General features: G+C 61.1%; 21 protein-coding genes. 10 read left to right on the forward strand and 11 right to left on the reverse strand.

What is annotated here, in order from left to right:
• Positions 1 to 392: 392 nt before the first annotated feature.
• Positions 393 to 1787, reverse strand: coding sequence for a hypothetical protein (locus R3E82_09875; protein ID MEZ5551185.1), 1395 nt, complete (start codon positions 1785 to 1787; stop codon positions 393 to 395).
• Between R3E82_09875 and R3E82_09880 the strand changes: the two genes are divergently transcribed.
• Positions 1750 to 2706, forward strand: a complete 957-nt coding sequence (locus tag R3E82_09880; GenBank protein ID MEZ5551186.1) for an alpha/beta hydrolase — start codon at positions 1750 to 1752, stop codon at positions 2704 to 2706. The two genes, R3E82_09875 and R3E82_09880, sit on opposite strands and share 38 nt — an antisense overlap.
• Here the strand turns inward: R3E82_09880 and R3E82_09885 are convergent.
• Positions 2681 to 4138, reverse strand: coding sequence for a carotenoid oxygenase family protein (locus R3E82_09885; protein MEZ5551187.1), 1458 nt, complete (start codon positions 4136 to 4138; stop codon positions 2681 to 2683). The two genes, R3E82_09880 and R3E82_09885, sit on opposite strands and share 26 nt — an antisense overlap.
• Positions 4139 to 4188: 50 nt before the next feature.
• On the opposite strand from R3E82_09885, the gene R3E82_09890 reads away from it, so the two are divergent.
• Together R3E82_09890 and R3E82_09895 are read left to right on the forward strand one after the other, a co-directional pair.
• Positions 4189 to 4455 carry a hypothetical protein gene (locus R3E82_09890; protein MEZ5551188.1) on the forward strand — a complete coding sequence of 89 codons (267 nt, stop codon included), beginning with the start codon at positions 4189 to 4191 and terminating at the stop codon, positions 4453 to 4455.
• 76 nt (positions 4456 to 4531) lie between these two features.
• Positions 4532 to 5746: an Sb-PDE family phosphodiesterase gene (locus R3E82_09895; protein ID MEZ5551189.1), complete on the forward strand. Its 1215-nt coding sequence runs from the start codon at positions 4532 to 4534 to the stop codon at positions 5744 to 5746.
• 605 nt (positions 5747 to 6351) lie between these two features.
• Here R3E82_09895 and R3E82_09900 read toward each other — a convergent pair.
• Genes R3E82_09900 through R3E82_09915 form a run of 4 tightly spaced genes read right to left on the reverse strand, consistent with a single transcriptional unit; the run spans position 6352 to position 9703 of the window.
• Positions 6352 to 6789 (reverse strand): DUF6524 family protein, encoded by a 438-nt coding sequence (locus tag R3E82_09900; protein ID MEZ5551190.1) that lies wholly within the window; start codon positions 6787 to 6789, stop codon positions 6352 to 6354.
• A 22-nt stretch (positions 6790 to 6811) separates the two neighbouring features.
• Positions 6812 to 8116, reverse strand: coding sequence for a magnesium transporter (gene mgtE / locus R3E82_09905; GenBank protein MEZ5551191.1), 1305 nt, complete (start codon positions 8114 to 8116; stop codon positions 6812 to 6814).
• Positions 8113 to 8931, reverse strand: coding sequence for a hypothetical protein (locus tag R3E82_09910; GenBank protein MEZ5551192.1), 819 nt, complete (start codon positions 8929 to 8931; stop codon positions 8113 to 8115). The genes mgtE and R3E82_09910 overlap by 4 nt, the downstream gene beginning before the upstream one ends.
• Positions 8924 to 9703, reverse strand: coding sequence for a hypothetical protein (locus R3E82_09915; GenBank protein ID MEZ5551193.1), 780 nt, complete (start codon positions 9701 to 9703; stop codon positions 8924 to 8926). Before R3E82_09915 ends, R3E82_09910 begins: the two co-directional genes overlap by 8 nt.
• A 193-nt stretch (positions 9704 to 9896) precedes the next feature.
• Between R3E82_09915 and R3E82_09920 the strand changes: the two genes are divergently transcribed.
• Positions 9897 to 11213, forward strand: coding sequence for an NAD-binding protein (locus tag R3E82_09920; GenBank protein ID MEZ5551194.1), 1317 nt, complete (start codon positions 9897 to 9899; stop codon positions 11211 to 11213).
• A gap of 5 nt (positions 11214 to 11218) precedes the next feature.
• Here R3E82_09920 and R3E82_09925 read toward each other — a convergent pair whose 3' ends face one another.
• Complete coding sequence (locus R3E82_09925; protein ID MEZ5551195.1) at positions 11219 to 13336, reverse strand: 3-hydroxyacyl-CoA dehydrogenase NAD-binding domain-containing protein; 2118 nt, start codon at positions 13334 to 13336, stop codon at positions 11219 to 11221.
• Between the two features lie 177 nt (positions 13337 to 13513).
• On the opposite strand from R3E82_09925, the gene R3E82_09930 reads away from it, so the two are divergent.
• From R3E82_09930 to R3E82_09940, 3 genes are all read left to right on the forward strand, one after another.
• Positions 13514 to 14296, forward strand: coding sequence for a glucose 1-dehydrogenase (locus tag R3E82_09930; protein MEZ5551196.1), 783 nt, complete (start codon positions 13514 to 13516; stop codon positions 14294 to 14296).
• A 126-nt stretch (positions 14297 to 14422) separates the two neighbouring features.
• A complete protein-coding gene (locus R3E82_09935; protein ID MEZ5551197.1) occupies positions 14423 to 14845 on the forward strand; it encodes a DUF3617 family protein in 423 nt (140 codons plus the stop codon).
• Between the two features lie 141 nt (positions 14846 to 14986).
• Positions 14987 to 15868 (forward strand): fatty acid desaturase, encoded by an 882-nt coding sequence (locus R3E82_09940; protein ID MEZ5551198.1) that lies wholly within the window; start codon positions 14987 to 14989, stop codon positions 15866 to 15868.
• A gap of 69 nt (positions 15869 to 15937) precedes the next feature.
• On the opposite strand, the gene R3E82_09945 is transcribed toward R3E82_09940, so the two are convergent.
• Positions 15938 to 17380 (reverse strand): PLP-dependent aminotransferase family protein, encoded by a 1443-nt coding sequence (locus R3E82_09945; protein ID MEZ5551199.1) that lies wholly within the window; start codon positions 17378 to 17380, stop codon positions 15938 to 15940.
• 109 nt (positions 17381 to 17489) lie between these two features.
• Between R3E82_09945 and R3E82_09950 the strand changes: the two genes are divergently transcribed.
• A complete protein-coding gene (locus tag R3E82_09950) occupies positions 17490 to 18080 on the forward strand; it encodes a LysE family translocator (protein MEZ5551200.1) in 591 nt (196 codons plus the stop codon).
• Positions 18081 to 18099: 19 nt separating this feature from the next.
• Positions 18100 to 18912, forward strand: coding sequence for a PhzF family phenazine biosynthesis protein (locus R3E82_09955; protein MEZ5551201.1), 813 nt, complete (start codon positions 18100 to 18102; stop codon positions 18910 to 18912).
• Positions 18913 to 18940: 28 nt separating this feature from the next.
• Here the strand turns inward: R3E82_09955 and R3E82_09960 are convergent, their stop codons facing one another.
• The 3 genes from R3E82_09960 to R3E82_09970 form a co-directional block, all read right to left on the reverse strand.
• Positions 18941 to 19666 (reverse strand): MerR family transcriptional regulator, encoded by a 726-nt coding sequence (locus R3E82_09960; protein ID MEZ5551202.1) that lies wholly within the window; start codon positions 19664 to 19666, stop codon positions 18941 to 18943.
• 31 nt (positions 19667 to 19697) lie between these two features.
• Positions 19698 to 20963: a cytochrome P450 gene (locus tag R3E82_09965; protein ID MEZ5551203.1), complete on the reverse strand. Its 1266-nt coding sequence runs from the start codon at positions 20961 to 20963 to the stop codon at positions 19698 to 19700.
• Positions 20964 to 21138: 175 nt separating this feature from the next.
• Positions 21139 to 21630: a hypothetical protein gene (locus R3E82_09970; GenBank protein MEZ5551204.1), complete on the reverse strand. Its 492-nt coding sequence runs from the start codon at positions 21628 to 21630 to the stop codon at positions 21139 to 21141.
• A 69-nt stretch (positions 21631 to 21699) separates the two neighbouring features.
• On the opposite strand from R3E82_09970, the gene R3E82_09975 reads away from it, so the two are divergent.
• Positions 21700 to 22548 carry a hypothetical protein gene (locus R3E82_09975; protein MEZ5551205.1) on the forward strand — a complete coding sequence of 283 codons (849 nt, stop codon included), beginning with the start codon at positions 21700 to 21702 and terminating at the stop codon, positions 22546 to 22548.
• The last annotated feature ends 26 nt before the right edge of the window (positions 22549 to 22574 follow it).

The raw sequence follows: 22574 nt of genomic DNA on the forward strand, positions 1-22574 counted from the left end.
GATACCGAAGGAGGATTGACCTCGAGCACCGGCAGGCTGTGGCGGCAGGAGGGTGGCAGGGGTGTACTGATACCGTGGAGCGCAGCACTGCGGCAGCGGATTGACTCGTGTTCCTCACGAGGTTAGCGGCCTGTTGAAAAAGTCTCGAAAGCTCAGAGGTTCTGGCGCGCGGGCTGGCAAGACGCACCTCGAAGGCAATGTTGGTTACCTTGCCAAGAGGTGCAACGTAGTCAGCGCGCGCGCCAGAGCCTCCCGGAGGGGCTGCGCGAGGTCTCAGTACACCCCTGCCACCATCCTGCTTGCGACAATCCAACCGCTTGCACGAGTCCGGATCCGTGAATCGGTGACGGTTGACGGTTGACGGTTGACGGTTGACGGTTGACGGTTGACGGTTAGAGCATCCCACGGTCTTCGTCTGCACCAAGCAGCAGACTGCCGACACTGGCCAGGGTTTTCTCCTGCGCCACCACATGCTGACAGGCGGTGATCATATCCCGCAGCGGCCGATCAAAGGGATTGTCGGCATACACGGACGCCCCGCCGATGGTGTCGTAAATGAGCTGTACCACGGCGCGACCGGTCTGGAAGGCATGCTGGCGCGCCAGGAAGGTGTCCGCACGCTCCTTCACAGTGAGCGGCCGGTTCTGTTCGAGGCACTGCCACTGAGTTTCCAGTGACCCGTACACATAGGCACGGGCTGCACCCAGTTGCGCCTCGGCCCGGGCCACTGCCTGCTGTACTTCCCGCAGCTCACGGTAGGGCTGACGGGTGACGCGATCCGTTTTTCCTTCGAGCAGGGAGACCGCACGATCAATGGCATTCCGGGCCACGCCCAGCGGTACACCGCTCATCTTGCGCAGCAGCGTATCCGGTCTGCGCCAGAGCGGACCTTCCCGGTGCGCGGGCTCGAAGAAACTGAAGCTGTGGGCATCGGGGATGAAGAGATCTTCGGCGACATAGTCGTGACTGCCGGTACCCCGCAGGCCGGTGGTGTACCAGGTATCCTCGATACGGTAACTGTCCCGGGGTGCCAGCATGATGCGCCACTCCGGTCGGCCCCGATCATTGTGCTTCGGCACATCGCCCTCATACACCGTGCAGCCCCCCGCCAGCATGTCGCAATGGTTGCAGCCGGAACCGAAGATCCAGCGGGCATTGACCCGGTAACCGCCCTCGACCCGGTCGGCACGGCCGGCTGGATACACCCAGCCGGACTGGGCCATGTCGAGGCGGGGATAAAGCGCGCGGGCCACGGCATCTTCGAGATAACCGGAGTAGATGCCGGAGTCGCACCAGATAAAGGCACACCAGCCAACGGATGCATCTGCCGCAGAGAGCATTTCAACGATTTCCACCTGCTCCGGCGATGTCATTTCCGGGCCACCCCAGATGCGGGGCATGTTCATGCGGAACACGCCGGCGCTGCGCAGGCGTTCGACGATGTCGCCAGGCAGCCGGCGCTCGCTGTCGAACTCTGCGGTCAGATCACGGTCGCGCAGATCGTCGCAGAGACTGATGACATTCCGGCGAATGTCGTCAGCAGAGAGAAACCCATCCGTGATCATCGCCACCCCCCCTTTGTCCCCGAGTATCGTTCTTTCATTACGGACCCTGCAATATTTCCGGTGCATGGGTGCAAGGAGACGGAAATCCCTGACTTCGTGGTGAGGGTAGACGCATCCACTCCAGATCGCGATCATCTCCCGGGCAGCAAACGCAGCGCCCTGCTTTATCAGTAGAGGATTACCGATGATCGATACGAACACACCACTCAAGGATTCGCGCATCCGCACCGAAACTGTCGAAGCGAACGGACTGGCCTTCGAAGTGGACGTCTGCGGAGAAGGGGAGCGGCTTGCGTTGTGTCTGCACGGATTTCCGGAACACAGCATCTCCTGGCGCCATCAGCTGCCCATGCTCGCCGACCTCGGCTACCGGGCCTGGGCACCCAATCTCAGAGGCTATGGCAAGACTTCCCGGCCCGAAGGCATGGCCGCCTACAGCATCGAATGTCTGATGGCGGATGTGGCCGGACTGATTGACGCATCCGGCGCCCGCGAAACGGTGCTCATCGCGCATGACTGGGGGGCGGTGATCGCCTGGTATTTCGCCATGCGGAAACTGCGACCACTCGACAAGCTGATCATCTGCAATGTCCCCCATCCCGGTCCCGCACTGAAGACCTTCGACAACGGCTGGGAGCAGCTTAAGAAATCCTGGTACATCTTCTTCTTTCAGATTCCCGCGCTGCCTGAGTGGCTGCTCGGACGCAAAGGAGCCAGCGGAATCGGTGCAATGATCCGCCGCAGCAGCGCGAATCCGGAGCTGTTTCCCGATGCCCTGGTGCGGATCTACAGCGACAACGCAGCACAACCCGGCGCACTGAAGGCGATGATCAACTACTACCGCGCGCTGGTGCGGGGTGGTGGCGCGAAGCGGCAGAGAGCACTTGGCTATCCGCAGATCGAGACACCGACCCTGATGGTCTGGGGTGAAGACGACATGGCGCTGACCAGAGAGACGACATACGGCACCGAAGAATTCGTGCGGGACCTCACCATCCGTTACCTGCCACGGATCTCACACTGGGTCCAGCAGGATGCCCCTGTCGAAGTCAATGCGATGATGTCCGCCTTTCTGCGCGGTGAGCCCGTTCCCGAAATGCACTGGGAGGCGCACCTTACGCTGCCGGAATCTGACTCGTGAAGTAGCCGTGGAACTGATGAGGCAGATGATGTCGCAGGGTCAGGGTGCAGACCCGTTCATCGATCGCATCGGCACGGTAAATCTGTAATTCGCTCAGATTACGGTAGCCGTCATACACGACCTCGAGCAGGTAGCCATCGTCTTCCCGGGTGGCGCCGGTTGCAGCAGCAAACACCGGCTCCGATCCGTAACAGCCCGGCGGGAGGGTGACCAGTCTGGTTCCCGAGTCATCTACCCTCTGGATCGCGTTGAAGAAACTGTCCGCGCCATTGGGTATCGAACAGGCCGAGTAACCAGCGGCTGATGAGCGGCCGGAAAAAGCCGGGTTGAATGTCGGAAATTCAGATTCGTTTTCGCTGCGGCGTTCGAAAACCAGCCCACCCGTTTTCAGATTGATCCGGTAACGCCGGTACTCGCCCCCTCCGAAGTGGGCATCCGGGCTGAATACATTGGTCAGAGTGGTATTCGCATCGAAGTCCGCTGTATGCATCGCATCCACCACCAGCTCATCGCCCTCTTCGAATGCATTTCCAAAATGGATGATTGCACCCGGATCTGTCTCAATTTCCCGCACCAGCTGCAGGGTCTCCAGATCCACCACCAGCACACGCATCGATTGCCCGGAATCGAAACGGATGCCGTCTGACAGACTGTGTCTGCCCAGCAGAAAGCCGGTCATGTCGCCGATGACAATGGAGTTTATGAAGAAAACGCCGTGCCGCGCGGAGAGCGCAAAATCGTGACAGAAAGGAAAGGTATCGAGCAGCAGCTGGTTGGTCGTCGCCATCCGCCCTGCCGGATCGATGCGATACAGGTTCAGACAGGGTTGCGGCGGCCGCAGTCCCCGCATCTTTATCCCGGTGCCGAAATTGATGTAGTCACCACTGCCCGGATCGATCTTGCCATGGGCGCTGAAGGTTTTTCCCTGAAGTGCGCCGTCGTAATCAAACTCCCCCAGTGTCTCCAGAGTGTCTGCCGCCACTTCCCAGGGCCGTCCGCCTTCGTTAAGCGCAAGCAGGTGTCCGGCGTGATAGATCACATGGGTATTGGCCGGATTCGCAGGCGCCCGGAGCAGGTTTTTCAGCAATCCTCCAGGAATCTGGGTTCCGAAACCCCGGTAAAGGATCCTGCCGGCCGCGGTCTCTTCGACATATTTCGGTGTGCGGACATAGCGGTTGCGGAAGCGCACACCCTGCTCTCCGAAACTGAAAGCTGCAAGCATGCCATCCCCGTCAAACCAGTGACCGAATGGCGTGCCGCCGATGGTCTGACGTCCGGGGCCATTGCGCAGAAAGGTCCCGCGCAGATCGCGAGGAAGTTCCCCTTCGATCGAGTCGATGGCGTAGTCGTATTCTTCGTTGAGATCTGCCAGTCCGCCATGACAGGTGGGAATCTCATTGCGATCAGGGAGTGCTCCGGACATACGGCTCATCACTCATCTCCTATAATGAGGCGACAATCACTCAACCCAGAGCATACTCGATGAACTATGAATGGCACGACCTGATCGGCAACCTGGGAGTGGTTCTGATCATCGGTACCTACCTGCTGCTGCAGCTCGAACGCATGCGCAGTACAAGCCTCAGCTACTCGATCCTCAACGGCGCCGGTGCGCTGCTCATCCTGGTCTCGCTGACCCAGGCATTCAATCTGTCATCGTTCATCATCGAAATCTGCTGGCTCGCCATCAGCGGTATCGGCATCGCCGGCGCACTGCGCAGGCGCGCCGCCGCCTGCGCAGCTGGTTGAAGGCTGTATCAGTTGACGCAGCGCGGTCTGGTGTGGTCTATGCGTACGGACACGGGGAATATCCAGGGAGACTCTCATGGGCTCGATGCAGCGACTGGTCATTTCGACCCTTCTGCTCACAGGTGCAATCACCACCAGTCAGGCGTGCGCCCATGGCACCGTCGGGGTGCAGTCTACGGGTGATCGAGCGATACAGTTTCCGGACACCGCGACCCGCCAGACCCTCGTCGTCGATCTGCACACCCACAGCGCTTTTTCGGACGGTCACGTCTGGCCGGGTATCCGCATCGAGGAAGCCCTGAAAGATGGCCTGGACGCCATAGCCATCACAGAGCACCTCGAGTGGCAGCCCCACCTCGAGGATATTCCCCATCCGGATCGCAACCGCTCCTACGAGATCGCCAGCGCCAGTCTCCCGGCAGACTCGGTACTGATCGTGATTCCCGGCACCGAGATCACCCGATCCGCACCTTACGGTCACATGAATGCGGTATTCGTGAAGGACGCCAACCGCCTCCACAGACCCGGCATTCCAACCGAACCCTTCGACCCGGTGCAGTACTTCCGCAGCGCGGGCGAATGGCCGGCGCAGGCCGCCCTGGATGAAGCAAAGTCCCAGGGCGCCTTCGTGTTCTGGAACCATTCCTGGAGTGATTTTTCCACCGCCAGAACCGAGATGACCGAGTTTCACAGAGCCAACGCCGCTGCAGGCAGGCTGCACGGCATCGAGATCGCCAACGGCGATACCTACAGCGCAGAGTCGTTTCAGATCGCGCTGGACCACGACCTGACTCTGATCGGCGTGTCCGACGTACACAATCTGATCGACTGGGACTACGAACCCCACAAGGGCGGCCACCGCCCGGTGAACCTGGTGTTTACCAGCGATCGATCAGCGGATGGTATTCGCGATGCGCTGATGGCCGGACACACCGTTGTCTGGTTCGAGAATCTGCTGGTCGGCAGAACGGCCGAACTGCTGCCCCTGCTGGAAGCCTGCCTGAGCATCGCCAGTCAGGGTTTCGTCGAAGGAAGGGACATACTCGAAGTCACCCTCGCCAACCATTCCGACGCCCGTTTCCAGCTGCGCAATCTGTCCGGGCTCACCTTTACCTCGGACCACGATGTAGTCGAGGTCGCCCCGCACAGCGAAACTGAACTTCGCATCCGCACGCCACGCACCGAGGACGCACTGACCCTCAGATTCGAGGTGCTGAACGCGCTGATCGCACCGGGCGTGCACCCGCAGGTGAGCCTGACCGCAGCGATCCCTGCCGCCGTCGCGGATTGAGGGTGGGTGACCCCATCCGGTCGGGGCTCGGTGGGGTCTGTTTTGGTATTGGATAGCGGGGCTGTGGTGGAGAGGGGGGTGTGCCGGACCTACGCTCGGGCCCTCCGGGCTCCCCTCGATTGGTGGAGTTGCCTCGCGCAGGAACACGAGTCAATCCCCCGCTCTCGGCCTCGCTCCACGGTCCGGCACACCCCCTCTCCCCCACAGCTTCGATATGAATCCGAGACAGACCACCGAGACCAGGCTGCTGGTGAAGCACTACACACCATTCCGGCGAAATGCAGAATTCACAGATCCGCGTACTCAAGCGTGAGATTTGCCCCCTGCTATCCGGACACTCAGGCACCAACAGACAGTCTCCCACCAGACGCTCTGCCACGAATCTCGGAGAGATTTACCAGGCGTGGGCGAGGATGGGCGACTCCGGGCCGTGTAGCGAGGCCGAGTACGGCTTTTTGACTCGCGGGCTTCCCGCGAGGCAAATCGCTACGCGAGGGCACGGCGGAGCCGCCGAGCGAGGCCCGGGGCAGCCCGTCCTCGACCACGCTCTGATCAACCTCTTCCGAGATCCCTGGCTGATGCCTGCACCCGGTAACGAAGACGACTCAATCGTTGGATTCGTCCACCGTGTACTGCCCCGTCATCCGTCGCCAGATGTGAGACCAGGACAGACCCACCGCAAGCAGCAGGGCAATACACACCAGCGCGATCCAGGTGATGGCTCCGGTGGAATCCGCCGACACCACGCCTACATCCACCAGCAGCCAGACCAGCGTACCGAGCAGCACGGCCACCAGCACCATGCCGAAGGTGTCCAGGGCATTCCAGGTTGCCACCAGCAGAATCGACCAGCCGGCCACCATCACCGCAAGCAGAAAGTAGTGCACGGGGCCGAGACCTTCACCGCTGAAGGACTCCCACAGCCAGTGATAGAAGGAATAACCGCTCGGATTGAAAGTCAGCAGCACCAGCACCAGCGCGGCCAGAGCCCGCCAGACGAAGGACATTGCCGTAAATCGTGTAGTTGCGGTCGTTTTTGCCATATGAGTCCTCCTGCCGTGCGGGTCAGAGCATAAACGACAGCAGCGTCGCCGTGCCAAGGAACGAAAAAAATCCGGCCACGTCGGTGACTGTGGTGAGAATGATCGAGGATGCGGTTGCAGGATCCTGACCAACCCGGGTGAGCACGATGGGTACGAGTGCACCGGAGATACCGGCTGCGACCATCGACAGCACCATGGCCACACCGATGACCACCGCAAGCCCGAAAGACTGACTCCAGACAAACACCCCCAGCCCACAGGTCAGCGCCAGCACAATGCCATCCACAATGCCGACCTGGACTTCCTTGCTGAGTACCCTGCGCCACTCCCGGGTGCCGATCTCCTTCAAGGCCAGCCCGCGGATGGTGACCGCCAGTGCCTGGGATCCGGCATTGCCGGACTGTCCCGCAACCACGGGCAGCAGCACCGCGAGTGCTGTGAACTGGGCGATCAGATTCTCGAAGAGACCAACCACGGCTGCCGCAAGAAAGGCGGTGAGCAGGTTGATGTGCAGCCAGGGCAATCGGCGCTTCACCGAGAACATGGCACTCGACAGAACCCGTTCGTCTGCACTCGCACCCACCATCTTCTGCAGATCGGCCATGGCAACACTCTCGATGGCTTCGAACAGGCGCTGATATCGCACCACACCCATCAGTCGCCCTTCCACGTCCACCACCGGCAGCGAGTCCACCCGGTACCGGTCCAGCAGCTCGACGATCTCTTCCCGCCCGGCCGAAGCGGGTACACTGCCCTGCAGCTCGCTCGAGAGCTCACGCAGCCGCTGTTCCGGTCGCGCGAGGGCCAGATCCTGCATGTTGACCTTGCCGACCAGTCTGTTCTCGTCGTCTACCACATAAACGGAGCGCGCCTTGCGCACGTTTGACGTGCGGATTCTTTCGAGTGCCTGGGATACGGTCATACCAGAGCGGATGTCGTCGAAGGGCCGGTCCATCAGCCGCCCGGCCGTGTTTTCGCCAAAAGACGCCAGGCGTTCAAGATCTTCACGAATGGCGGCAGGCAGTGCTGCGAGCTGGGCTTCGTGTTCTTCTTCATCCAGCCCACCGAGCAGCAGCAGGGCGAGTCTGGGTGGCGCCAGCTCCAGCACACCACCGCGCTGGGCCGGGCTGAGATTGCGGAACACCGTGAGTGCACGGCCGGTAGACAGCATGTTCAGCGGTCCGAGCAGCGCCGCCGGACTGAGATTCTCCAGCGTGCTGGACAGCAGTCGATCCGGCAGCACCTGCAAGGATTCTGCGGCAGCAGCCGGCTGCTCGCGCAGGTAAGTTTCCCGCAGGGTGGTCGTCAGCATGGCGGTGTCGGTCATCGTGAACCTCGCGGTGCCAGCAGACGACCCAGCAGGTCGCTCATCACGCGGATCATCTGGGATACCACGTCGAGCAGTGACTCCCGCGCGGCATGCATGCTGGCCTCACCTTCTTCGGCCCGGGCAAAAAGCCTGGACCGGGAAACCCAGCCCACCACATGGTCTTCATGGTCCACCACCGGCATCCACCCTCGCGAAGCCCACTCGGGCAGGCTGACAGCATCTTTGATCGGCAATTCGGCGCGCAGGGAAGGCAGTGAAACCAGAAAGTCCTTCACGGTGCCTTCCGGTCGCTCAGTGAGCGCCAGATGCCAGAGATCCAGCACGCCGTGATAGCGGCCGAGGCTGTCGATGACAATGGCCGGCTGTTCTTCGCCTTCGCTTGCACCACGCAGCTCGGGAAGCACATCCTTTATCGGAGTTTCTTCCGTGAGCAACACAAGGGGTTCGTCGACCAGCGCGCCGACGCTGTGCGCCGGATAGTTCAGATACTGCAGCAGCCGGCGCTTGCGCTGTCGCTGCTGCATGCCGTTGACCAGCTCAAGACGCTGCAGTTTGGGCACCTGGGAGAGCAGCGCGACCGCGTCTTCGAAGGACGCCGCCTCCAGCCAGCCTCTGGATCGCGACGCATCCGTGCCAAGCAGCGTGGAAATACGGCCCGCCGGCATGCGACAGGCAACCGCCGCACCCTGGGCAGACGGCAGTGCCGAGAGCAGTTCGTCCACCGCAGCCGTATCACTCTGCGCAATGACCCGCGCAAACGCCGCCGGATCGGTTTCTGCGAAGTCCAGGAGCAGTGGATCGACTTCACTCATCGTCACGATCATCCGCAAGGCGCAACACCCGATCTGTGGCAAATCGGGCCGCCGGAATGGAGGCAATTCCCTCCAGCGTGGCGAGTTCTATTCCCGTGCGGTGGATGTCCAGGATGGTTCCTTCATCCTCTCCTATTCGAATCCGCTCTCCGACTGAGAAGCGGTCCAGCTCGGACCTGGCGACCAGATTCGCCACGTGCTGACGCGCACCGAGCGCGAAAGCCAGCGCCATGCCGCCGGTAACGAAGGCGACCAGCACCAGCACCAGCTGGGTGAGGAAGGTGATGTCCACTCCCATGTGCTGAAGGCCCATGACCATGGCAACCACGAAGATCGCGCCATGGGCCAGTCTTGGCGCCAGCGCGCCTGGAGCAGCAACGGGATTCATGCGGATCATGAGATTACGGGACAGCAGCCCGAGCAGATGACCGGCTCCGATGATGGCAGTCCCCACCAGCAGTTTCGGAATGAAGGCCATCACCGCATCAAGGGCAACACTGAGCTCACCGACCCCGAGCAGACGCAACGCCAGAGTCACCGAGAAAACCACCACGATCCAGAACACCAGTGCGCGGCTGAAGCGGATGAAGGCCGGCGAGATTGCGACGGTGGAACTGGTGGTATGCCGCGCCATCCGTCGACCGAGAGTATCGAGCACCCACCCGATGGCACTGCCGGCGAGCCGGCCACCGGTGACCCCGAGCACCAGAACAGCGATGGCGACAATTTCCGGATAGCGGCTGATACCGTCGCTGATGATGGAATTGTCCATGGTTCCTGACTCCGTTGAATCGCGGTGAAAGATGGCTGAAGCCGGGTCCTTGTGCAACCGCATCTGCTCGCCACGCCATGCGGACCGGTTGGACCCCACCTTCCCGGACGCTGTCTGCGGGGTGCCGTCTCCGGACAATCTGACCGTTCACCCCGGTTGACAGTCACACGCCGGCATCCGAGGCTTGCAACCCGTGAAATCGCCCCGCCCACAGAACCCATCCCGCAGTCGCAACACGGATACCAGCGCGCGTCCCGGTATAGATCTGAGCCACTATCGCTTCAGCTGGCGCTGGCCGGCGGCCGCCCTGCTGTTTCTGTGTGCCTTTGGCGCGCTGCTGTCCGGCGTCGCCCTCAGTGAACGTCCGGATGTGACCGGGGAAAGCTGGCTGGCGAAGGCTTACTACAGTCTGGGACTGTTTGTGGTCGGCGGACTCGACATCGGCACACCGGTCGGTGGCACACTCATCGGACGCGCCCTGCTCTGGATCGCCTACTTCGGCGCGCCGCTGCTGATGGCTTCCGCTGTCATCGATGCCCTGTTGCGGGCGATGGCACCTCATCGCTGGCAGCTGCGACGCCTTCGCAATCATGTGGTTATCGTCGGTGCGGGCAGTCTCACCGTCAGCTATCTGCGCGTACTGCGTCGACACAGGCGCCGGGTCACAGTCGTGGTGGTGGACGATTCTCCGGGCAGCGCCACCTCAGCCCTGCGGGCCCAGGAACTGCAGCAGAGCTTCAATGTCACGCTGGTGGCCGGCGACATCAGCCACGAATTTCTCCAGCGCGAACTGCAGATCGGCAGAGCCAGCCAGATCATCTTCTTAGGTGACGACGACTTCCAGGCCTATGAGGCAGCGAGCAAGGTCCTCCACCAGTTTCCGGATCTGCAATCCCGCATCGTGCTGCACAGCCACAATCTGCGCTTCATGCGCTCCATGCAGGACACCCGGGTGGCCCAGCACTGCACGACCTTCAATGCGTATCATCTGGCGGCGAAGAGTCTGGTGGACAGCTCACTGCTGACCCACTTCCAGACCACCCGGGCCAGAGATGTGGTGGTGATCGCCGGCTTCGGGCGTTTCGGTCAGACCGTGATGGAAGAGCTGGAAGCCCAGGCGGAGCAGGAACTGGAAAAGGTGGTGCTCATCGACATCGACGCCAACCGCCGGGTGCAGGTGGCCGAGGAGCAGCAGCGTATGGGTGGCAAGTATCCCCGCGTCATCCTTCAGGGCGACATCTCGCACCCTGAAGTCTGGCGTTCCTTGCGAGAATCGGTGGATCTGTCGCGCAACAAGCCCACGGTAATCCTCGGTACCGGCAGCACCGAGGACAACCTGCGCACCGCTCTGTGGATCAAGCGCCAGTTCCCCAACACAATGGTTTTCGCGCGCACCAACGATGTGTCAGAACTTGCGCTGGAAGTCGGTCTGGAGCACGACATCAACGCCTTCAGCATCGAAGCGCTGGTGGAAGACAACCTGCCCCTGAGCTGGCTGCCTTCCGCCTGATCGATTCAACCCTGCAGGCTGGCGAACCCCTTACCCCCGGCCACCAGTTTCTCCAGCAGCGGTGCTGGCTCCCAGGTGGCTCCCCCATAGATCTTCTGGAATGATCTGATGTCGGCGAGGACCTTGTCGAGCCCCTGCTGATCGGCCCAGAACATCGGACCACCAGTGACTTCGGGGAAACCGTAGCCGTTGATGTAGACGATGTCGATGTCGCAGGGACGCAGTGCGATCCCCTCTTCGAGAATTTTCGCCCCTTCGTTCACCAGCGCGTACAGGCAGCGCTTGAGCACCTCTTCATCATCGATTTTGCGTCGCTCGATGCCGAGCTCCTTCGAAGTCTCTTCAACGATCTTCACGACCTCCGGATCCGGCTGCCCCACTCGACTGCCTTCCGGGTAGATATAGAAACCGCGCGAAGTCTTCTGTCCGAAGCGCTCCAGATTGCAGAGCTTGTCTGCCACCCGGGCGGTGATCGGCACGTCCTCGGGCTTCACACCCGCGAGCTTGCGTGCCCGCCAGCCCAGGTCCAGGCCCACCAGATCATTCATCTGATAGGGACCCATGGGCATGCCGAAAGCATTCATCACCGAGTCGACCTGATAGGGTGTCGCACCCTGGAGGATGATCTCGCCCGCCTGACCGGAATAGCGTCCGAGCATACGATTACCGATAAACCCGGGCGCGTTGCCGGACAGTACGGCGATTTTGCCCAGCTTGCGGCCGAGCTGCATGACCGTGGCGATCACTTCCCTGCTGGTCTTCTTTCCACGCACCACCTCGAGCAGGCGCATGATGTTGGCGGGTGAGAAGAAGTGCATGCCGATCAGATCTGCCGGGCGGCTGGTGGCTTCGGCCATCTTGTCCACATCCAGTCCCGAGGTGTTGCTCGCCAGGATGCAACCGGGTTTGGCGATGGCATCGAGTTCCTTGAAGACCTTGATCTTCACATCGAGGTTTTCGTAGACGGCTTCCACGATCACATCCGCGTCTTTCAGATCCGCGTAGCTGGTGGTGCCGGAGAGCAGTCCCATGCGCTTGTCCACATCGGCTTCACTCATGCGGCCACGCTTGGCCTGAATGTCGTAGTTGCGCCGGATCACCCCGAGGCCTTTGTCCAGCGCTTCTCCGTTCATTTCCAGAACCTTCACAGGAATGCCCGCGTTGGCGAAACACATCGCGATACCACCACCCATGGTGCCGCAGCCGATGACTGCCGCCTGTCCGATCTTGCGCACCGGCGTGTCTTTCGGCACATCGGGGATCTTGGCGACTTCGCGCTCGCTGAAGAACAGATGGATGAGCGCTGCGCGCTGGGGATGTTCGAGGCACTTGCGGAAGTTTTCCTGCTCGACCTTCATGCCCGCATCGAAATCCCCCAGGTTCACTGCAGCTTCCACACACTGAATGATCATTTCCGGCGCGAACCGGCCACGCAGACGGCGCGCCGCGTTTGCTCTGGCATCGGCGAAGATCTGGGTGTTTTCCCGATCCGCTTTCACCTTCTCTGACTCATTGCGGATCTTGCGGGTCTTGCCTCCGGCAGCAACGATCTTCTCAGCGAAGGCAATCCCGCCTGCGACTATGTCCCCGTCAATCACTTCGTCCACGATGCCCAGCTTTTTTGCCTCGGGTGCGGGAATCGGATCACCGGATATGATGAAACCAAGTGCCTTCTCCGCGCCGATCAGTCGCGGCAGGCGCTGGGTGCCACCGGCGCCGGGCAGCAGACCGAGCTTCACTTCGGGCAGGCCTACAGGTGCAGCAGGTGCGGCCACGCGGTAGTCGCAGCACAGGGCAACTTCCAGACCGCCGCCAAAGGCTGTGCCGTTGATTGCGGCGATAATGGGCTTGCTGCTGCTCTCCATCAGCGCAAGGCATTCGTGCAGACCGGGACCGGCAGTGGCCGCGGCACCGAATTCGGAGATGTCCGCACCCGCTATGAAGGCGCGTCCAGCACCCGTCAGCACGATCGCCTTGACCGCCTGGTCTGCCAGCGCCCTGGTCACACCATCGTGGAGACCCTGCCGCACGCCGCTGGACAGCGGATTCACCGGCGGGTTGTCGACCGTCATGAGCGCAATATCACCGCGCACTTCGTAATGAACCGTACCTTTAAGTGCCATTTCTTAAAAACCCCAGAAAATATCGAGGGCGAAGTATGCCTATCGGGTGGGGATTTCGCCAAATTCCCTCCAGCCAGTCCCCCGGTCAGCCCCTCCGACGCCGAATCGGTCTCCCTGCAGGGGTAAAGGGTCGGTTAGGATAGCCCGCAGACAATGATTCAGGCATGAGAGGACACCATGACAGGACGGGTAGCAGGAAAAGTCGCGCTGGTTACCGGCGCCGGGTCAGGTATCGGGCGCGCCTGCGCCGAACGACTGGCTGCGGAAGGCGCAGTCGTAATCGCCACGGATATCGACGAGACCGGCGGCAGACAGACCGTGACACACATTCACGCCGCCGACGGCGAAGCCCACTTCCTGCGTCAGGATGTGTCTGACGAAGCCGGCTGGCAGACGCTGCTTGCCTGGATACGCGAGGAACAGGACTGCCTTCATATCCTGGTCAACAACGCCGGCATCGGCGTCGGCGGCAGCATCCTTGAGATGAGTCTTGCCGAGTGGCGCCGCCAGCAGGCCATCAACCTCGATGGTGTGTTCCTGGGCATGAAACACTGCATCCCTCTGATCCGCGACTCCGGTGGCGGCTCGATCATCAACATGTCTTCCGTGGCGGGACTGAAAGGTTCCCCGAATCTGGCCGCCTATTGCGCAACCAAGGGTGGTGTGCGGCTGCTGACCAAAGCCGTGGCGCTGGAATGTGCGGGTCAGCGCTGGCCGGTCAGGGTGAACTCTGTGCATCCGGGCGTGATCGACACACCCATCTGGACCAAGGTCAATCCCGAGTATTTCAGCGAAGGCGCGAATGCGGTCGATGTGGATGCCATGGCCGAACTCGGGGTTCCCATGGGTCTGCCGGGGAAAGCGCAGGACATCGCCAATGGTGTGCTGTTCCTCGCAAGTGACGAATCTTCCTATATGACCGGCACCGAACTGGTTATCGATGGCGGGATTACAGCCTGATGTACCCGCAGTCCGGCCAGCTTCGAGACGGCGTCGATACTCGCGCAGTGGTTTCCCAGGGAGACGTTGATTCCTGATGAGAGTCTCCATAGCATGCCCCGCTGCCATCCTCTCCAGAGTCATTCGATGAAGCGCTTTGCCCTCGTCTTCCTCACGCTGCCATTGGTACCGCTCTGGGCGGCCGACGACCTGACCCCGGGACTCTACGAAATTTCCACCGAGATGATCTCGAGCGAGCTGCCGTTACCGGCGACCACCTACACCACGACCACCTGCCTGTCGTCGGAGAACCTGGAGAAGGATCTGTCGAAAACGCTCGCAGCCCTTCCTGAAGGACAGGAATGCGAAGCCGTCAATTTCGAACTGGCCAGTGGCCAGGCACGGATCAGCATCCGTTGCATCACACCCATGGGTGCCATGCAGCTGGATTCGCAGGGCATCTACTCCGCTGACGGCTACTCACTGGCGAGCACCGTTTCGACAGAACTTGCCGGCAGAGAACTGAAGATCAATTCGAAAACCACCGGGAAGCGCATCGGCGACTGCTGAACCTGATGGACACGCTCCCCACCCACAGCAATCACGGCGTATAATTACCACGAAACAGTTCTACCGCCGCCGTCCCATGGCCCGATTACGCGGCTGCCTGATGGGATCCATTGAAGCGCGATCATGCCTTGGGGGAATGCATTGAACGAGATCGGTACGAAACAGGAAGGAAGGCAATCGGAAAAAAAACCGCTCGCCGTTTATGTGGTGGCGCTTGTGATGGTGGGATTCCATCTCGGCTGCCTGGCGGTATTCAGCACCGGTGTCAGCGTCGCGGCCCTTGTCGTCACAGCCCTGCTGTACGTGTTTCGAGGCCTGGGTATCACCGCAGGGTATCACCGTCTGCTCGCACACCGTTCCTTTCAGACCTCACGATTCATGCAGTTCATCATGGCACTGGCAGGCAGCCTCGCGATTCAGGGTGGACCATTGTGGTGGGTGGCCCACCACCGTTCACACCACCGTGATACGGATACCGAGCTGGACATCCATTCCCCGGTGACCAAAGGATTCTGGCAGTCTCACATGGGCTGGATGATGAGCGCCGGCGCGTTCCAGGAAAAAGGCGCCAATACCCGCGATCTCCACAAGTTTCCTGAACTGAAATGGCTGCAGCGCTATTACGTACCACTGATCGTCGGTCAGGGTCTGGCGCTCTACGCCTTAGGCGCGACCCTCAATGCCTGGTTCCCGGGCTGGGGCACTTCCGGTGCGCAGATGCTGGTGTGGGGTCTGTTCGTGAGTACCGTTATCACCTGGCACATCACCTTCTCAGTCAACTCAGTGTGTCATACCTGGGGCAAGCGGCCGCACGAGACTGGTGATGCCAGCACCAACAATCCGTATATCGGCGTTCTCGCTTATGGGGAGGGCTGGCACAACAATCACCATATGTATCCCTCGTCAGCACGGCATGGACTCGAAGCCGGGCAGCTCGACCTCACCTGGCTGCTGCTCAAACTGCTGGAGAAACTCGGGCTGGTGAGCAATCTGAAGGTGCCGAGACAGTATCGGGAAGCCTGATCCGCCTGAGGATCTGCCGCCGAAGTCGCAGGCCAGCAACGCTCCCGGGCACATCTCTGCATACGGGAGTCATCGTTCCGGCTTACGGGACACCAGAAGTTTTCCGAGCCGGTGCAGCGCGTCCTCGATGTGCCCGTCCCAGCCTGCACCCATTGTCAGACGGACATAGTTTCGGTAATCGCCTTTGGCGGAAAAGATCAGCCCCGGGGCAATGCCGATTTTCTCCGCGAGGGCGTGCCGGAACAGATCCATGCTGTCCACCGTCTCCGGAAGCTGCACCCACAGCACCACCCCGCCTTCCGGATTGGACACACGGGTACCTTCCGGAAAGTGGCGGATGATGGCATCGCGATAGCGGTCCCGATCCACAATCAGTTGTTCGCGCAACTGACGCAGGTAGCGGTCGTAGCCACCGGTTTCCAGGAACCGTGCAAGTACCCGCTGCAGCAGCGCCGGACAGGCCAGTGACGTGCAGAATTTCGCCCGCGCTATGTCCGGGGACAGCTCAGCGGAGACTGCCCAGCCGATCCGATACCCCATGGCAATCGTCTTTGAAACCGAACCGCAGGTGACAATGCCGGCGCTGCCGGATTCACGCGCTCTGAGGCTGGCCAGCGGTCTGGGCCGATCTTCGCCAAGATGCAGATCGCCATAAATGTCATCTTCGATGACCGGCACGCCTGCCTGCGCAAACAGATCGACCAGCCGCACCTTGTCCGGTTCACTGGTGAGTGCTCCGGTGGGGTTGTTGAAATTCGGCATCAGAATTGCAGCCTGAATGGTTTGCGCAGCCAGCAGGTCGGTAACCGCAGGAATATCTATTCCTGCGCCGGGTCGATTCGGCACTTCCAGTACTTTCAGGTGCAGATACTCGATCACCTGAAGCACTCCGAAGTAGGTGGGCGACTCCACCAGCACCGTATCCCCCTCCCTGCACAGGACACCAAGAGACAGCGCAATCGCCTCCATGGTGCCGGCAGTCACCACCACGCTGTCCGGGTCCACAGGTGATCCATAACGGCTGAGGCGATGCGCCACCGCCAGTCGCAGCCTCTCCTCTCCCTGGGGCGGACTGAGCCGGTTCGGCAGCTGGGGTTCTTCACGCAGGATCTGCCGGGTCAGGCGATTGAGTACCGCATTGAGTCGGCCTGAAAAGCGCGTCGCCGCGCTGCCCAGTGCCAGCACATCTGATCGGTGCATCGACTCGAGCAGGGCATCCATGGCTTCCCCGGTGACACTTCTGGCCTTCCTGCCACGCACGACCACGCTCTGCGGCACTGCTGCCGTCGCCGGCAGGGGTGTCGCCACAAAGTAGCCCGACCGCGGTCTGGCCATGAGCAGCCCGCGCTGTTCGAGCTGCTGATAGGCCTGGCTCACCGTGCTCACGCTGACACCCGCAGTGCCCGCCAGGGATCGTAACGAAGGCGCGCGCATGCCAGCGCGCAGAGTGCCGGTGCGGATCTGCGACTCGATGAGGTGGGCAACCTGCTGGTAGCGCAGCGGCTTGTTCATCAAAGCGGTTCTCCCGGAATCTGTACTGGTCCAATTTCGAGTTAACTGAATCTGTACTGATTGCGTCAAGCCGCACTAGGATGCGCATCGTCATGGGAGAGTTACCAACATGGATGCCCTGCTGGCGCTCGCCGCCTTCACCTTTGTCGCATCGATCACCCCCGGGCCGAACAACCTCATGCTGGCCGCTTCGGGAGTGGGCTTCGGATTCCGGCGGACGCTGCCGCACATGGTCGGCGTCTGCGTGGGGTTCGCGCTGCTGGTGCTGATCTGCGGTCTGGGCGTCGGTGCACTGATCACCGGAAATCCAGCCGCCGCCACTGCATTGAAAGTGGTGGGATCCGGTTATCTGCTCTACCTCGCCTGGATGCTGCGCGGTAATTTCAGCTCCGGCAGCGGTGGTGCTGGAGGGCAGCCCATGTCCTTTTCCGCCGCTGTCGTTTTCCAGTTCGCGAATCCGAAGGCCTGGCTGATGGGCGTGACCGGTGCCAGCGCGTTTCTGCCGGGCATTGGCAATGACTGGATCGCCCTGGCCATCTTCTGCGCGGTGATCTGTGCGGTGAACCTGCCCTGCATTACCAGCTGGGCCGTTCTGGGATCTGCCATCCGGTCCAGATTGAACGACCCCCGCTGGCAGCGACCGTTCAGCGGGATGATGGTGTTGCTGACACTTTACGCGGCCGTGGCCGTCTGGCTCTGATCACCAGCAGGAGAAACTGATGAAACTGAGCATCGTGGATGTTTTTGCAGAGGCGGTTTACCAGGGAAATCAGCTCGCCGTGGTGGAAGATGCCGCCGGCTTGAGCACTTCCCGGATGCAGACCATTGCCCGGGAGATGAACTTTTCCGAGACGACCTTCGTGACCGCCCGCAGCGAGGGTCGCGCAGCCGTTCGAATTTTCACACCAGGCGAGGAGCTACCCTTTGCCGGTCACCCCACCCTGGGCACCGCCTGGGTCCTTACCCGGGGTGCTGCCCCGATTACTCTGAATCTTGTCGCTGGCGCGGTACCCGTCCGCTTCCACAAGGGTATCGCCTGGCTGACGCCGCCACCGGTGCGGGAAGGCCCCGCCATCGAAGTCACAGAGGCTGCCGCGCTCCTCGGCCTTGCAACAGCCGACCTGGACCCGGACTTCGATACCCAGGTACTCGACTGCGGTCCGGTATTCCCCATGATCGGCGTACGCTCACTGGCAGCACTCAAGCGGGTGAAAGTGGATCTCGACGTTCAGCGCAGTCTCGGTGTTGCGGGTTTCCCATTCGCATTCTGCCGGGGCGGCTATTCGCCGGGAGTGGATTTCGCGGCAAGGATGCAGTTTTTCGACGGCAGTTTGTTGCGGGAAGATCCAGCCACGGGTTCAGCTAACGCGGCATTCGCACACTACCTGCGCGCTCGAGGCTTCACCGGCGGCAGAATCGTCGAGCAGGGATTCGAAATCGACCGGCCTTCGCGCATCTATCTGGACATCGGTGCGGAGCTGTCTGTCGGGGGGAAGGTCTGGCCGGTTCTTGAAGGGCAACTCATCCAGTGAACGCCTGGCTTTCCGGGCAGCGGCGTCATCAAGGAGTCGCTGAGCGAACCTCGAGCCGCGCTTCGAGTGCTGCAAGCAGTGCCCTGATGTGCAGCAGGGAAAACATCTCGTTCACAAGGGTGATACCCCGCGCAGCGATTTCCGCCGCCTGCTGAGTGCCGACATCGCCGCTGAAGGCATCGAAAAACTGATCGACCTCCTGAGAAGCCAGTGTCCGTGCAACGCCATGGTAGCGCTCGAGCAGAGACAGGTCATAGCCGCGCTCGCGGCTGAATCCAGCCTGTCGCAGAGCACCCCAGCGCTGCAGAATCGCGCAATCCCGATAGCTCAACCAGCGCTCACCGTTCCGCACCGTTGCAGAGATGACCCCGGCGCACAGCGCACGCTCAAATTCTTCCGTCGTCAGCCCTTCACGCGCCAGCACGTCCACCGCCCGCTGGTCCGGTGCCGGCCGCACTCCTTCCATCAGGGCCGGCAGGAGTCGTTCGATACCGTGCAGGGAGCGGGCGGCCATCACCGGCTCCAGCTCGGCACTCGCTAGCACAGCGCGGATCCGCGCAAGCGGCATGTCCCGTTCTTCCTGCAGATGACGGATCGCCAGCAGACGACGGACGTGCTCCTCGGTGTAGTGGGCTACGTTTGGTTTCGGTTTGTGGGGCTCGGGCAGTATGCCTTCGCGAATATAGAAGCGGATAGCTTCGCGGCCCACACCTGTGCGGGTCTCCAGTTCCTTCATCTTGATCGGACGATTCACTGGAGACCCGGACGGCGCGCCAGCATCGGGCTCAGGCGACGTGCAGCTTCACGGGCAGGTCGAGATAGCCGCGCACGAAGTTAGAGCGCGCGCGCACCGGTTCACCGACCACTTCGACATGGGAAAAGCGCTGCAGGATTTCTTCCCAGAGAATGCGCAACTGCATCTCGGCGAGCCGGTTGCCCATGCAGCGGTGCAGCCCGTAACCGAATGACACATGCTGCCGCGCATTGGGACGGTCGATGATGAAACGCTCACCGTCTTCGAATACGTCTTCATCCCGATTGCCGGACAGGTACCACATCACCACCCGGTCACCGGCTTTGATCTGCTTGCCGCCGAGGGTGGCGTCAGACAGCGCGGTGCGCCGCATGTGCATCAGTGGCGTCTGCCAGCGGATGACTTCGGAGATCATGTTGGGGATGAGGGAATGGTCCTGCTTAAGCCTGGCATATTCATCCGGATGCTGATTGAGTGCATAGACGCCGCCGGAGATGGAGTTGCGGGTGGTGTCGTTGCCGCCAACGATCAGCAGCACCAGGTTACCCAGATACTCCATGGGGTCCATGTCCTGGAAGGCTTCACTCTGAGTCATCATCGACACGAAGTCGTTGCCGGGATTGGCTTTGCGTTCCTGCCACAGCTGGTTGAAGTACTCCAGGCACTTCATCAGTTCGGCCTGTATCTCATCCTGGGTCATGCTGGTGCCGCCTGTCTGCACGGGAGACGCAGTTGCGCAATCGGACCAGTGGGTGAGCAGCCGGCGATCTTCGAATGGAAAATCGAACAGGGTGGCCAGCATCTGGGTGGTGAGCTCGATGGAGACTTTATCCACCCAGTTGAACGATTCCCCGACTGGCAGCGACTCGAGAATGTCGCCCACCCGCTGACGGATCGTCGGTTCAAGCAGTGAGAGATTACGCGGACTGACCGCACCGGTTACACCCTTGCGCTGCACATCATGACGCGGCGGATCCATGGCGATGAACATGGGCAGGGTGAAGTCTGCCGGTGGATCGCCGATTACGATGGTGGGTACTGAGGAGTAGACCTCGTTGTTGGTATCCACCGACTTGATGTCTTCGAATTTTGTCACCGACCAGAAGGGGCCGAAGTCACTTTCCGCGCAGTAGTGCACCGGATCTTCCCTGCGCAGGCGCTCGAAATAGCGGGCCTGCTCATTGGCCTCGAAAAGCTCCGAATCGGAGACGTCGATCCTCTCCAGCGGGATGCTGTACGGATCCGTGCCGACCTGACCTTTGGATGCAAACGTCGGACTCTGAATGGCTTCACTCATCTGTGTCTCCCTCAATAGCCTGGCTGAACTCACACCTGGCTGAACAAATACCTGACTGAACTCAGGACGGCGCTGATACGCGATTCCGTGCTGCACTGAACCGGCTTCTCCACTGAACCGGCCCCGCCCCTGAACCGGGGACGGACTCTAGTAGATCGGTTTTTGCGTATCAATACTACGCATTTTCAGCCGACGTCCAGGCCAGGACATCACCCTGCCCGGTCATCAGCACGGAACCCGGCATCACCCGCAGTCGCCAGGGCGCCAGCTTCAAAGCCGCAAAATTTTCGGAAAGCGGCGAATCCCAACCCGGGATCATCTTCGGATCGTACCCCACCGGTGCCGGCGCCCGCAGAAAACCATTCCAGACCCGCTCTCTGGTCGCATCATCGAAGGCCCATGCGGCCGCACATTCGGCCACACAGGTATCCTGGGTTGGCGCCCAGTAGTTGCAGGAAAGAAACGGATGAGCAGAGATGTGCGCGCGCTTGGTCGGTGTGGGGCCTGTGGCGATCCAGCCAACCAGTTCCCTGCCATCCCACTCCCAGTAGGGGTGCAGAACGCGTGACCGTGGCCGGCCTTTCTCGTCCACACTGGCCGCCGTGCACCAGACTATGCCGTGTGCCATCTCCACAAAGGCTGGTGCGACCTGATCGATAGTCAGCATTTTCACTCTCCCCGATTATGCTTCGATGCGATTAGAATAACGCCCTGACGTATCCCTATGGAGAAATTCATGCTCGATCGGGTCGATCGGCTACTCATCGCGGTTGCAGATGCCAGAACCGTGGCCGAGCGCTGGTGTGCGTTGTTTGATGCCCAGATAGAACGGGAGAACAAAGTACCTGCGTTGAACAGCCAGCGTGTCGTCGTGCGGATCGGGGAGTCGGAACTCGAAATTCACCAACCTCTGGGTGAGGGGCCGATCGCTGATCATGCCCGCGCAGGAGCTGGCCCTTTTGCGGTGGGGCTTGCCAGCAAGCACCTGAACGATCTGATCATTCACCTCCAGGACCAGAACATTGAAGGGGTCTTCCTCGGCGGCGAAGAACACTACTTCGACGATGTGAGTCTGGGCATACACGGATTGCGGGTGGTCCTCTCTCCACACCGGCCTCACGAACGGGTGGGCCTGCTGGAGACACTCTACGAGTGCACCCATCTCACCGACAATGCGGAGCAGGCGGCCGCGGACATCGCGCAGATTTTCGGCCTGAAACCTTCGAACTTCGTGCCAATCGAATCCGAGACCTACGGCTACCGTGGATCGCTGACTCTGTTCGACAGCAAACGGCTGCACCGGATCGAGACCATCGACCCTTACGATCGAGAGAAAACGATGGGGCGCTTTTACACCAAATTCGGACCCTCTCTGTATATGGGCTACGGAGAAGCAGCCGATCTCGCCCCCATCCGCGAGCGTTTGAAGAAACTTGCGCCCAAAGCCTGGACCGGCAGCGACGAGGACCCGAATGGTCTGTTTGTACATCCGGCAGCGACCGGTTCGATCATGCTCGGGGTGAGCCGCACCACCTATGCCTGGACCTGGTCAGGCTATCCGGATCGGGTGAAACCGCCCGGCTGATCCCTCTGGTCAACCGGACCTCCAGG

Source organism: Pseudomonadales bacterium, assembly GCA_041395945.1.
Classification (GTDB): domain Bacteria; phylum Pseudomonadota; class Gammaproteobacteria; order Pseudomonadales; family Azotimanducaceae; genus SZUA-309.

What these genes read in the sequence shown, in the direction of transcription:
- R3E82_09880 (MEZ5551186.1), top strand. Translation starts at nt 1,750, where the DNA reads ATGATCGATACGAACACACCACTCAAGGATTCGCGCATCCGCACCGAA.
- R3E82_09875 (MEZ5551185.1), bottom strand. Translation starts at nt 1,787, where the DNA reads ATGCGCGAATCCTTGAGTGGTGTGTTCGTATCGATCATCGGTAATCCT.
- R3E82_09885 (MEZ5551187.1), bottom strand. Translation starts at nt 4,138, where the DNA reads ATGAGCCGTATGTCCGGAGCACTCCCTGATCGCAATGAGATTCCCACC.
- R3E82_09890 (MEZ5551188.1), top strand. Translation starts at nt 4,189, where the DNA reads ATGAACTATGAATGGCACGACCTGATCGGCAACCTGGGAGTGGTTCTG.
- R3E82_09895 (MEZ5551189.1), top strand. Translation starts at nt 4,532, where the DNA reads ATGGGCTCGATGCAGCGACTGGTCATTTCGACCCTTCTGCTCACAGGT.
- R3E82_09900 (MEZ5551190.1), bottom strand. Translation starts at nt 6,789, where the DNA reads ATGGCAAAAACGACCGCAACTACACGATTTACGGCAATGTCCTTCGTC.
- mgtE (MEZ5551191.1), bottom strand. Translation starts at nt 8,116, where the DNA reads ATGACCGACACCGCCATGCTGACGACCACCCTGCGGGAAACTTACCTG.
- R3E82_09910 (MEZ5551192.1), bottom strand. Translation starts at nt 8,931, where the DNA reads ATGAGTGAAGTCGATCCACTGCTCCTGGACTTCGCAGAAACCGATCCG.
- R3E82_09915 (MEZ5551193.1), bottom strand. Translation starts at nt 9,703, where the DNA reads ATGGACAATTCCATCATCAGCGACGGTATCAGCCGCTATCCGGAAATT.
- R3E82_09925 (MEZ5551195.1), bottom strand. Translation starts at nt 13,336, where the DNA reads ATGGCACTTAAAGGTACGGTTCATTACGAAGTGCGCGGTGATATTGCG.
- R3E82_09930 (MEZ5551196.1), top strand. Translation starts at nt 13,514, where the DNA reads ATGACAGGACGGGTAGCAGGAAAAGTCGCGCTGGTTACCGGCGCCGGG.
- R3E82_09935 (MEZ5551197.1), top strand. Translation starts at nt 14,423, where the DNA reads ATGAAGCGCTTTGCCCTCGTCTTCCTCACGCTGCCATTGGTACCGCTC.
- R3E82_09945 (MEZ5551199.1), bottom strand. Translation starts at nt 17,380, where the DNA reads ATGAACAAGCCGCTGCGCTACCAGCAGGTTGCCCACCTCATCGAGTCG.
- R3E82_09950 (MEZ5551200.1), top strand. Translation starts at nt 17,490, where the DNA reads ATGGATGCCCTGCTGGCGCTCGCCGCCTTCACCTTTGTCGCATCGATC.
- R3E82_09955 (MEZ5551201.1), top strand. Translation starts at nt 18,100, where the DNA reads ATGAAACTGAGCATCGTGGATGTTTTTGCAGAGGCGGTTTACCAGGGA.
- R3E82_09965 (MEZ5551203.1), bottom strand. Translation starts at nt 20,963, where the DNA reads ATGAGTGAAGCCATTCAGAGTCCGACGTTTGCATCCAAAGGTCAGGTC.
- R3E82_09970 (MEZ5551204.1), bottom strand. Translation starts at nt 21,630, where the DNA reads ATGCTGACTATCGATCAGGTCGCACCAGCCTTTGTGGAGATGGCACAC.
- R3E82_09975 (MEZ5551205.1), top strand. Translation starts at nt 21,700, where the DNA reads ATGCTCGATCGGGTCGATCGGCTACTCATCGCGGTTGCAGATGCCAGA.